Source organism: Paenibacillus sp. FSL R10-2734 (assembly GCF_037963865.1).
Taxonomy (GTDB): domain Bacteria; phylum Bacillota; class Bacilli; order Paenibacillales; family Paenibacillaceae; genus Paenibacillus_AQ.
In genome coordinates this window covers 5,749,496-5,761,771 of record NZ_CP150170.1, presented here as the reverse complement: position 1 = coordinate 5,761,771, position 12,276 = coordinate 5,749,496, and the positions used below count along the sequence as shown (strand labels likewise).

At 38.2% G+C, this 12,276-nt stretch carries 9 protein-coding genes; 7 read left to right on the top strand and 2 right to left on the bottom strand.

What is annotated here, in order from left to right:
* Positions 1-727 precede the first annotated feature (727 nt).
* Positions 728-2,206, bottom strand: coding sequence for a response regulator (locus tag NSS67_RS25055; RefSeq protein ID WP_339316394.1), 1,479 nt, complete (start codon positions 2,204-2,206; stop codon positions 728-730).
* Positions 2,203-3,933: a sensor histidine kinase gene (locus NSS67_RS25050; protein WP_339316393.1), complete on the bottom strand. Its 1,731-nt coding sequence runs from the start codon at positions 3,931-3,933 to the stop codon at positions 2,203-2,205. The genes NSS67_RS25055 and NSS67_RS25050 overlap by 4 nt, the downstream gene beginning before the upstream one ends.
* A gap of 236 nt (positions 3,934-4,169) precedes the next feature.
* On the opposite strand from NSS67_RS25050, the gene NSS67_RS25045 reads away from it, so the two are divergent.
* The 7 genes from NSS67_RS25045 to NSS67_RS25015 all read left to right on the top strand — a co-directional run bounded on the left by NSS67_RS25045 (position 4,170) and on the right by NSS67_RS25015 (position 12,146).
* Entirely contained in the window at positions 4,170-5,480 is a 1,311-nt protein-coding gene (locus tag NSS67_RS25045) for a sugar ABC transporter substrate-binding protein (RefSeq protein ID WP_339316392.1), read from the top strand.
* Positions 5,481-5,564: 84 nt separating this feature from the next.
* Positions 5,565-6,461, top strand: a complete 897-nt coding sequence (locus NSS67_RS25040) for a sugar ABC transporter permease (RefSeq protein ID WP_339316391.1) — start codon at positions 5,565-5,567, stop codon at positions 6,459-6,461.
* Position 6,462: 1 nt separating this feature from the next.
* Positions 6,463-7,305 (top strand): carbohydrate ABC transporter permease, encoded by an 843-nt coding sequence (locus NSS67_RS25035; protein ID WP_339316390.1) that lies wholly within the window; start codon positions 6,463-6,465, stop codon positions 7,303-7,305.
* A 44-nt stretch (positions 7,306-7,349) separates the two neighbouring features.
* Positions 7,350-8,456, top strand: a complete 1,107-nt coding sequence (locus tag NSS67_RS25030) for a glycoside hydrolase family 88 protein (RefSeq protein ID WP_339316388.1) — start codon at positions 7,350-7,352, stop codon at positions 8,454-8,456.
* A gap of 668 nt (positions 8,457-9,124) precedes the next feature.
* Complete coding sequence (locus NSS67_RS25025) at positions 9,125-9,727, top strand: TetR/AcrR family transcriptional regulator (RefSeq protein ID WP_339316387.1); 603 nt, start codon at positions 9,125-9,127, stop codon at positions 9,725-9,727.
* A gap of 17 nt (positions 9,728-9,744) precedes the next feature.
* Entirely contained in the window at positions 9,745-11,235 is a 1,491-nt protein-coding gene (locus NSS67_RS25020; protein ID WP_339316386.1) for a DHA2 family efflux MFS transporter permease subunit, read from the top strand.
* A 146-nt stretch (positions 11,236-11,381) separates the two neighbouring features.
* Positions 11,382-12,146 (top strand): type II CAAX endopeptidase family protein, encoded by a 765-nt coding sequence (locus tag NSS67_RS25015; RefSeq protein WP_339316385.1) that lies wholly within the window; start codon positions 11,382-11,384, stop codon positions 12,144-12,146.
* Positions 12,147-12,276 lie beyond the last annotated feature (130 nt).

Genomic DNA, 12,276 nt, shown 5'->3' with positions numbered 1-12,276 from the left:
GGTGTAACGGACACAGATGACCTTATATGCTCTAAAAACCTGTTTTTTTCGAATCAAACGGACACCAGCGCCGTTATTCGACCTAAATCACCTGAAAATGGGCTTGTTTTTAGGGAATAAGTGCAATGGGGTCCGATAACCCGACTAAATGTACACATTTATCAGAAATAAGGGCCATACGGTCCGCATGTGGAAGCTCCCTACGAAGGTAGTATTGGATAGCGTTCGGAATTATGGATGTACGGACCGAGTGGACCTTATATCCTCGAAAATACATGTTGTAGTCGAGCTTACGGATAAATGTATGCGTAAAATTGAACACAATGTATCGCTGGTAACGTAAACGAGCCAAATGTATGCGAAAAATAGAACACAATGTGCCGTCGGTAAGATGAACGAGGCACACCGTAATTCTCCCTAAATCACCCCCTGATTAGGCTTGTACAGATGTACTTGGCATTGAAAAAAGTAGAAGAAAGCTCCCAAGTAGAATAGAAAGGGACGGATATGGAATGGAAAAGCGAAGCGGTCGCCTTTGAACTTCTTGTTTCAACCGATAAAATATAATAAAAGAAACAAGAAGTAGAGCAGCGATTGGAATCCATATCCGTCCCCCCCACACCAGCTGAATCGTAAAGATTTACTCACGGATTTTTAAAGGACCGAGCCGTAGGTGAGGTTTTTCTTAAATCTTCCGGGCATATTCCAACGCTTAGTTGCAAGTTATTCATACTTTTAAGAAAAGTGTTCTGTATTCACTTGGAGTCAAGTTCATTATTCTTTTAAATACTTGGCCAAAATAGCGGGGATCCATAAAACCAACTGTTTCTGCAATTTGGCTTAATTTGAGATCACTATGTTCTAATAATTCTCGAGATTTATCTATACGAAATCTAGTTAGATAATCAATAAAATTAACTCCTTTTGTTTCTTTAAACCATTTGGAAAATGAATTGGGATGCATGTTAAAAGCTTCTGCAATAACATCAAGAGAAAGCATCTTGTCATAATGCATATGAATATGCTCTAACACATGATTAAGTTTGATCAGCTCTTTAGTCTGCGTTTTCATATTACATATTTTATCTAAAAAGTAACATATTTCGTTGAGCATAAAATCCTCAATAATCTCCATGTTTTCAGCCTTTTTTAACGTTTGTAAGAAACTCTTCTTTTTCATGCTCCATTCATCTGCAGGGAAAAATGGGAACATTATCAATTCGCCTTCTAGAATAGAAATAAATGATGTTAGTAATTGTTTTATGTAAGGTGTAGAAATAAGCTTGGTTTTCATTTCTTTTAAGATATCAACGATAAACTCATTTAAATTTTTAATTTTCAATCCTTGAGTGTGACTATTTAAGTTTATAATTTTTTTTAATAAGCCTATAACTAGTAGCATTTCGTTATCTTCGTTTGTTTGCTCTGAATATTGAAATATTCGTTTGTTAGGTACTAAGAACTTCTCATTAAGTGCACTGTTTACCTCTATATATGCAGTAGATATTTCATTTGGATCCTTCTTGATGGATGAGATTCCTAACATAATATCGTGATTCTCAAACATTTCTAATAGAGCATTAGTTTCTTCATCTGTTACAAATGTTACCCATTCTCTTTTACTAATTTGTACAAATTTATGTGAATCCATGATCATAGAAAGTTCATCATTGATTACTTCTTTATGAATGTAAATGAGTAGAAGCCGAAACGTATCTGGTAGAACAATATCAGTTTTTAACATATTATTTTGAATGTGAATATCTATGGTTTGATTTCTCAAAAGAAAGTGGTACATCATAGTTTCCTGAATTCGTTTCTGTTCTTCTTTTTCCATTAAATACTTATACGCTTTAGTGAATACGAGTTCAAAATCCTCATCAGTTGTAGGTTTCAATAAAAAGTCAAAGACTCCGTGTTTGATAGCTTGTTGAGCATATGAAAATTCATTATATCCAGTTAATAGAATTACTATTATATCTGGATATAACTCTTTTATTCTCTCACTGAGCGCTATACCATCAATTCCTGGCATTTTAATATCGGTCATTACCAACTCTACAGGGTTTGCATTCAACCATTGAAGTGCCTCACGTCCATTGTTACAAGCGTGAACTGCCTCAAACCCAAGCTTTTCCCATTTAAATGAAAGTAGACCATTTCGTACGATGGGTTCATCATCAACAATTAACATATGATAGATCATTGTGAAGTGCCTCCTTTGAGAAAATCTTTGAGCAGCCATACTTCTACAATAGTTCCCATATTCTCAATGCTATCAATTTTCAATCCCCATTCCTGTCCATATAACAACTTAATCCTCTCATCAACGTTATTTAGGCCGAGATGTTGGGAATGATCACTGTCGTTTGGTTTAGGTAATAATAGTTCCTTTAACCTTTCTTCAGGAATTCCTACACCATTATCTTGAATAATGAAAAAAACTTTGTCCTCATATTCCCCACCCTTTATATGAATCTCTCCTGGATCCTCCTTGGGTTCTAGCCCATGAATTACAGCATTTTCTACTAGAGGTTGTAATATAAACCTAGGGATTTTGTATTTAAGAATTGAATCTGGTACATCCACATAGATATGGATTCGATCCGAAAATCGGATTTCTTGGATTTGAGCGTAATATTTTATATACATTAACTCTTCCTCAATTAGAATATATTTATCTGTTTTGGAAAGAGATAATTTAAATAACATGGACAAAGCAGTTATCATTTTACTGATGTCGGGGATATTATTCATTCTTGCCATCCAATTTATGGAATCTAGTGTGTTATAAAGAAAATGAGGATTGATTTGAGCCTGTAATGCGCTCCATTGTGCTTCATTTTTTAAGCGTTGCTGTTCATATACCTTTTCAATCAGTTCCCTTACTCTTTGTACCATCCTGTTATAGCTTTTTGCGAGCATTCCGATATCATCATTTGTTCTAATCGTCATTCGTGAGGTGAAATTACTATTCTCTACATCATGCATTAAGCCAATAACTTCTTTAATAGGCTTTGTGAAATAACGAATGATCCAAAATACTAATGTCAAAGTTATTAGGAGAATTACAATTGCAGTGTTCAGAAAATACTCGCGAATTTGTCCTGTCCCCTTAAGGATATCCTCTCGTGGGATTACAGAAACAAAAATCCAATCTACGCTCTCTAGCTGGTGTATTGTGACTAACATTTCCATTCCATGTAGGCTGACATACTGGTATTTTGTATTGTGCGAATAGTCAAGGCGATCAATTATCTCACTAACAGCCTCATTACTATCAATTAAGGAGTGATGGTTCTTATCTATTAGAAATAAGAAACCTGTATTATTAGGTTGGTATTTTTTGATAATTGTATCTAAACGGTAACTAGGCAACATAATTCTTATAATCCCTAAAGGCTGGCCATTCTGAGATATAACTCGGGAATATTCAATAAAGTCCTGATCCTGATTTTCTGAGAAGAACCAGTAAGGTTGACCATCACGTTTCATGACCTCCTGAACCCAAGGCTCAGATTCATCTATAGGATACATAGAATACCCTCCTGTAAAAGAGAAACCATTAAATCCAAATAGATCAATTCTCTCAATATCCCAGCGCGAATATATATATTGACTCAATGCTTGTTTAATATTCCCAGCATCAAGCACTTTATCGTAAATCGATGAGTAACTTTTATTGAGGGTATCTAGTACAAGTTGATTTGTGGCAATAGTAGTTCCAAGCCATTCTAACTCTGAGAGATACATACTTATATAGCCATCACCTTGTTTAAGCGCTTGCTCAGTAATGTCATGAGCTTGATCTTCTAAAAGCTGGTTATATTTTAGATTAGACAAATACCCACTGATAGAAATGGGGATGATGCCAGTGAGTAGAACAATAAGTAATATTTTGCTCCTAAAGCTAAAGGAAAATTTATTGAACATAGCCCACTCCTACAATCATCAGTGATTTCTATATATAAACTTATCACAGGAGATTAGCTACGAATACAAAAAATGCAATATTTGCCCTTTTTGTTAATTGAGAGATAACGTTAAGAGCTGCTTTTCAAAAACTAAAATTTTCAACATCAGACGAAATTTTTAACGTTGTAGCTGAATGATGATAGCGTTTACAATTTGAGAGTAGATACTACAACCTTGTAAAGGAGGTCATAAGAATGACTAAAAACAGAATCATGTTGTTTGTCACTATCTTAACGATTATTACACTACTTAGCGCATGTACACCTGGGGGAGCAGATAAGGTATCATCCGATGATCAATCAGCAAATGGCTCCAAAGAATCAGTAGAGCTACGGTTTTCATGGTGGGGATCACAGGTCCGTACAGAAAATACGTTAAAAGTCATTGAGTTATTTGAAAAGAAATACCCGAACATTAAAATTACGGGTGAATACGTCGGTGGAACAGATGGGTATTGGAACAAGATTAACACCCAAATTGCTGGTGGTAATGCCCCTGACCTGATCCAATTAGGGAATAACTTTCCCGAATATGTTAGTCGCAACACATTGCTAGACCTTAATCCGTACATCGGTAAAAAAATTAATGTTGATCATATTGATAAAACCACAATTGCTGCTGGACAGGTCGATGGCATAACCTATGGCATTAGTCTTGGATCGAACAGTTTTGGAGTCGCTTACAATACGGAGCTAATAAAGAAGGCAGGGATGGAGCCGCCTAATGGTGATTGGACTTGGGATGGGTTTGGCAAATATGCTGCAGATTTGACGAAGGCGCTGGGTAAAGGGATATACGGTACGGTAGATGAGTCCAGATTTCCATTGCTATTTAATTTTATGGCACGTCAATCAGGTCATAGCTTATATCGGGATGGCAAGGTTTCTGTGGTAGAGCAGGATTTTGTAAATTGGCTATCAATGTGGGATAAGTTCCGTAAAGAGGGAGCGACTACCACTGCTGAAATGGCAGCAGCATATACAGAGTCACCAGATAACTCCAGCTTTGTAGAAGGGAAGACAGCAATGCATTTTATTTGGTCTAATCAAGTGAATGCATATCAAAAAGTAATGAAGGATGAAATAAACATCGTACTTCCTCCAAATGGCGGTCAGAGCGCAGAAAAAGGATTATGGCTGCAACCTAGTCAGGTAGTGAGCGTGAATGCAAAAACAAAGTATCCTGAGGAAGCTGCTATGTTCATTGATTTCATGGTGAATGATCCAGAGGCAACAATGATTTTAGGCAATGAACGAGGCATACCAGCCTCTGCTACGGCGCGTGAGGCATTAATGAAGAATGCTACACCTCAAGATAAGAAAATCTATGACTTTATAGATATCGCAATACAGAACTCCACTACAAATGACCCAGAGCCACCAAATGGTAATGAATTTACAACTGAAATGCTTAATATAAGTCAGTCTGTTGCTTTTGGGAAGAAGAGTATCGCAGAAGGTTCAAAAGTTTTATTTGAAAAGGTACTAACCACTGTAAACAAATAATAGAGTCCAAATGATTGGACCTGAATCGCTACCAAAAATTCGGGTCCTTTATTCCCAATAAATTATGGCTTACGAGGTGTAATTATGGCGAGATTATGGAAGAAAAATGCGATTCCGTACCTTTTTTTATTGCCTTGGCTCATTGGATTGCTAGCATTGACTGTTGGACCAATGATAAGCTCCGTTTATTATTCATTAACCAATTATGATGTCATTTCTTCTCCAACGTATATCGGATTTGATAATTACAAAAAAATGTTTATGGATGACCCGCGGTTCTATACATCATTAAAAGTTACATTTATATATGTATTCACATCGGTACCACTAAAGCTGATCTTTGCCTTGCTCGTAGCAAGTTTAATGAATAAAGGGTTACGTGGGCTAACTTTTTATCGGACACTATATTATCTTCCTACATTATTAGGCGGAAGTGTGGCCATTGCTGTGCTGTGGCGTAAAATCTTCGGTGCAACCGGAATTGTTAATCATTTTCTGCTTCTATTCTTTGGTATTGAAGCGCCTGATTGGATTGCGAATCCAGAGTATTCACTCTATACCATCGTTGCGTTGTCAGTGTGGCAATTTGGCTCATCTATGATTATATTTCTCGCAGGCTTGAAGCAAATTCCCCAAGACTTCTATGAAGCAGCGCAAGTAGATGGCGCAAGTAAATGGAAGCAGTTTTTGAAGATTACGATTCCTTTGTTAACACCGGTAATCTTTTTTAACCTCATCATGCAGCTTATTTCAGCATTTCAAGCATTTACCCAATCCTTCATTATTAGTGGAGGTACAGGAGGGCCAATTGATTCCACATTGTTCTATACGTTGTATTTATATTTAAAGGGCTTCTCATTCTATGAAATGGGCTATGCTTCAGCAATGGCCTGGGTTTTACTAATAATTATCGCATTCTTTACATTCATTATTTTCTCAACATCAAAATCCTGGGTACATTACGGAGACGGGGGGAAATAGTATGATCAGGTCAATACAGTTCAACAAATTACTGATGCATATTCTTATTATTGGTATAGGCTTATTTATGCTATATCCTATTCTATGGTTAATCTCTAGTTCTTTGAAGCCAGGATATCTTATATTTACTAACTTAAGCTTATGGCCGAATGAAGTAACGCTGAACAATTATCGTGAAGGCTGGGCAGGCATTTCGCGTGTTGGCTTTATCACTTTTTTTAAGAATTCTTTTATCGTCGCCATACTCTGTGTCGTAGGAAACTTAATATCTAGCTCCATGGCGGCTTATGCGTTTGGCAGACTCGAGTTTTCTTGGAAAAAGTTCTGGTTCGCTGTCATGCTTGTAACGATTATGCTTCCACATCATGTAACGATTATCCCGCAATATATTCTTTACAAGCAATTGAATTGGATAGACACCTACTACCCACTAACAATTCCTAAATGGTTAGCAACGGATGCATTTTTTATCTTTCTTATGGTTCAGTTCATACGGGGACTTCCTCGAGAGCTGGATGAATCAGCGACAATTGATGGCTGCGGAAAAATCCGAATTTATTGGAAAATTATTATACCATTAGCGTTACCCTCATTAATCACTACGGCAATTTTCACATTTATATGGACGTGGGATGATTTCTTTAGCCAGCTACTCTACATTAATACACCGAAATTGTACACAATACCACTCGGACTGCGATTGTTTATGGACTCGAGCAGTGAATCATCGTGGGGAGCGTTGTTTGCGATGTCAGTACTAGCCCTGATTCCGAGTCTAATTGTATTCTTCAGTCTTCAGAAATATTTTGTCGAGGGGATTTCTACTTCAGGTATTAAAGGGTAGATGTTCTGGATTTCTCTTAGTATATGAGCAGGGAGGTCATGCGCTTGAGCTTCTTGATGATCCAAAGCTTAAAGGAGCAATACAAAGAACAGAAAGATGGGTACAGTGTCAAATGGGCATATGTCGAGGCTTGCATCCTAAAAGGATATCTTGATAGCTACGAGTATTTTGGGAATGAAGCAGATTACCAATATGTGAAGCAATTTGTAGACCGAATGTACGATGTGAATGGTGATATTCCTGGTATCAGACTTGATTATTATAATATTGATCAGATCCGAATGGGTTCTGTGTTATTTCAGTTATATCAAATTGAGCAGGATCTACGTTACAAGCAAGTGCTGGATCTGCTTTATGAACAGCTAAAGGTGTATCCGCGGACAAAGTCGGGAAGCTTCTGGCACAAGGATAATTATCCCAATCAGGTTTGGCTAGATGGATTGTACATGGGACAGCCATTTTATGTTCAGTATATTAAGCAATTTGAAGTTGTGAAGGATTACTCGGATACGATTCATCAATTCAAAAATGCCCGAAAGTTTCTTTATGATGATCAAACCCATTTGCTTAAGCATGCGTATGATGAAAGCCGTGAGATGTTTTGGTGTGACAAGGTTACGGGACATTCCCCCCATGTATGGTGTCGCGCTATTGGTTGGTATGTCATGGCACTAGTAGATGTACTTGAACTATTAGAAGGGGAGAACGTAGATCGTGAACAGTTAGTAGAATTATTACGGGAAACCATTGAGGAAACAGTGGTATATCAACATGACGATGGAATGTGGTATCAAGTTGTGAACATGCAAGACAAAGAGGACAATTATTTGGAATCGAGCGGAACGTTAATGCTTTCATATGCCATCCTAAAAGGTGTCAGACTCGGATATCTTCCTAATCGTTTAGCGGTTCATGGAGAAAAGGCTTTTCAAGGAACGGTAGATAGATATGTTTATGAACAGGATGGCGAAGTGAGATTAGCCGGGATATGTAAAAGCGCAGGTCTAGGAAGGAATCCTGATACCGGTATTGTACGTGATGGAAGTTATCACTATTACATACATGGTGAGCGGATCGTAGAAAACAATGGACATGGCGTTGCACCATTGATAATGGCATTCCATGAAATGTTATTGCTAAATAAAGGGTAAGTTTAAACAATACGAATCTCAACCTTCAGTTTGCGGTGTGGGAGATGATAACGCCGTCCCTGGATTGGAGCAGTTCTTTCGTCGCTTCTTTCGGGTCTTGAATGGTACGGATCAATGCCACTTCATCAACAAACTTGGTGAAAAGATTTGTAGCTTGACGTATTGATCGAGATAAATCATACGTTTATAGGGGATTCCTCCCTATAAATGTATGATTTATGGTCTTTAGAGTGGGTTATAGGGAAAATCTCACTATAATTTTGCTGATTTGAGAGGAAATAGGGCTAATTAAGGTTTTTATATGGAGGAATTCCGTATAATCATGAATTTTTGGTTCTAATTATCCTATTATAGTGAGAAATTCCTTATATAGCTACATGGCTAAGGTTAATCTTGAAGATTTACAAATTCCCATGAAAATTTTATTTAGTTTAAAATCACAACAATCACAATCACAATCACAATCACAAACAAAAACAGCCGGCGAGATCATTCTCGACCGGTTATTTTTGTTCTCCAAAATTAAGCACTGCAGCTCATTATTTCGTCTTTGTTGAAAACTATGAAAACACTTTCTGAAATTTCCATTGACATGTATTTAGTTTTCAATGTATATTAAACAATGTTTTAAACGCTGTTTAAATGTATGTCGAGTTGAGGAGAGTTCTATGACGAAGGAGAAGATTTTGGACGCAACGCTGCATTTAATTAAGTCCGAAGGGTTCGATAGTGTCACCATTCGTAAGATTGCTGGTGAAGCTGGTACCAATGTAGCACTAATTAATTATTATTTTGGATCGAAAGAAAAGCTTATGCATGAAGCAATGAAGATGATCCTAGAAACATTCCGCTCGGCGTTTGACATATTTGATGTTGTGGAATATCCGCCAATAGAACGTCTGAGACAATTCGTTTTGACATATGCTTCATTTCTTAAAGATTATCCTGATTTGCTCAAGCGAATCCTTGGCCACGATCCTCTGTTTGAATCGGTAGCCGAATATGTACATTTTATGAAGCAACAAGGTTTCGAAAAAGTAAGTGCAGTCATGATAGAAGTGACAGGTGTAACAGATAGAAAGACGGTATTACTAATGACACAGCATATGTTTGCTGCCATTATGTCACCGTTCACCAAAGTTAATCCTGTTACTAAATGTCAGCCGAGCAATAGCATTCAATCGTCGCTATTCGATATACCTTTTTCAATTGAGGAGAGTATCGACTTGTTTTTCGAGCATTATTTTCACAAATATTCAGTCAAAATTTAGAAAGATGAGGTATCATAATGACTTCAAATGCTACAACAAAACCCCTTACGCAGGAAGGCGACACGTTCTCCCTGAAAGCTATACTGCCACCTTTGCTTGCGATTATTGTCGGTATGATTATGGTTATTCTGGACAGTACAGTTGTTAACAATGCGATTCCTAAATTAGTGGAGTATTTCCATACTGATCTAAAGACGATTCAATGGGCGATAACAGGGTACACATTGGCACTATCCGCAGTGATACCACTTGCCGGTTGGATGACCGATAAATTTGGATCAAAGCGTATTTTCCTTGTAACGATCGTGCTGTTTACGTTAGGGTCTGTTCTATGCGGCTTAGCCCAATCACCTGAACAACTGATTATATTCCGTATTATCCAAGGTCTAGGCGGAGGTATGGTTGCACCGATTGGGATGGCAATGGTATTCAAATTAGCTCCACCTGAACGACGTGGCTCTATTATGGGTGTTCTTGGGATCCCCATGTTGATGGCCCCAGCTTTTGGTCCTGTAATATCTGGTTATCTTGTCGATTATGTGAGTTGGCACTGGATTTTCATCATCAATTTGCCAATTGGTATTGTGGCCTTCATTCTGGGTAAGAAATACTTACCGAAGACTGAACCGCAGAAGTCAACACATCTTGATATTCTTGGGATGTGTCTTGCGCCGATCGCGTTCGCTATGCTTGCTTATGGTGTGAGCGAGGGGGGGACAGATTGGTCTTCAACAGGCGCTATTACAGGCTTAACAATTGGTGGTATCGCATTAATATTGTTTATTGTAGTGGAGCTTAGACAGAAGTATCCTTTGCTTGAACTGAAGGTGTTTAAATCATCGGATTTCACACGTGGTATTATTCTTACTTGGATCGTACAGATGGCATTGTTCGGAGCTACGCTGATGATTCCTTTGTATTTACAGAATATTAAAGGCTATACTGCACTTCATACCGGTTGGATCGTGATGCCGCAAGCGTTATGTGCCGGTCTTATGATGCCGATTAGCGGTAGGTTGTTCGATAAAATTGGAGCTCGTCCATTAGCGTTCTGTGGGTTGAGTGTTATCGCCACCGCGATGTTTATACTCTCAACGGTAAACGTGGATACACCGATTTGGATGGTTATTGTCGCGGTTTGTGTGATGGGGTTAGGTATGGGGTCAACTATGATGCCTCTTAATACTCATGTATTAAACTCAGCTCCACGTGATTTGGTTAGCCGTGTGACACCGCTCACTTCTGCAGCCCAACAGGTTGTCGTATCGTTCGCAGTTACAGGTCTTACAGCTTATCTGACATCTCATATCAATACTCACATGGCGACAATTGGAAAGACGGGAAATCCACAGACTGCCTTAGTAGCTGGTTTTGGAGATACATTTTTCCTGACCGCTTGTATCGTATGTGTTGGTATTGCTATGTCCCTTATCCTTCGCAAGCCTAGAATACAACAAGTTGCAAATATAGGTGAAGAGGTAGATCCAGCGATGATGATGGGTCACTAGTCTTAATACAGCCCCCAAGAAGGTCACTTTGTTTAAAGTGTCTTCCTTGGGGGCTTTTTTATGCATAGAATTGTCAGTTCATGTTTAGTTCATACACCATTGATAGGATACCCAGTATAATAATAAACGTTGGAAGGACGTGCAACATGAGTAAAGAAAAACAAACAGTAGATTATCCATTGTATAATGGACAGCCTTATTTCATGCCTATTGGCAAATGGGTAGTGATCCTTGCAGGTGTCGTTTTAGGTGTATTACCAATGCTCGTAGATATTCCTTTGATGTCTCTCGAAGTGCAGAACAAGATCAGTCCGTTTCTATTCACGTTGTTACCGTTAATCGGATTAGTGTGGGCAACGAAAGGAAAGTTAGGGATTATCTTCAAAAAGCCTAAAGTGAGTCATATATTATACGGGATTTTATTCTTTATTATTAATCTCATCGTAACGATGTCGGTAGGAATGCTGCTTAAATCGCTTGGAGTTTCTTTAGCAGATAATGCATTGCTTGGTCATGGGAATACACTATCAATTAGTGAGAAGCTCTGGACAATGTTTCAAACAGGGTTTCAATTGATCGGCGAAGAATTGATAACGATCTTGCCATTCCTGGCGATTATGCAGCTTTGTTTCATGGGCTTTAAAATGTCACGCAAGGCGTCCGTGCTCATTGCACTAATCGTAACAGCACTCATGTTTGGTGCATTGCATCTACCAACGTATCATTTTAATTTTACTCAGGCCATTCTGGGAATCGGAATCGCTCGAGTGGTTCTAACGCTTGCTTACATGAAAACAAAGAACATTTGGACTTCGATCATTGCACATATTTTAAATGACTGGGCGATATTTGGAATAACCATGTTAGGTGGCGCAGCGGCAGCACCGTTCCTGATGCATTTCTTGCATTAAGGGTCACAGATGATGCACAGTATTAAGATAAAGTGAAATTATGTATGTGACAAAAATAGCCTAACCCATGAGCGATTTCGCTTGAGGGTTGGGCTAGTCTTCATTAGGGCCAATTCCTGACCCGTTTTGT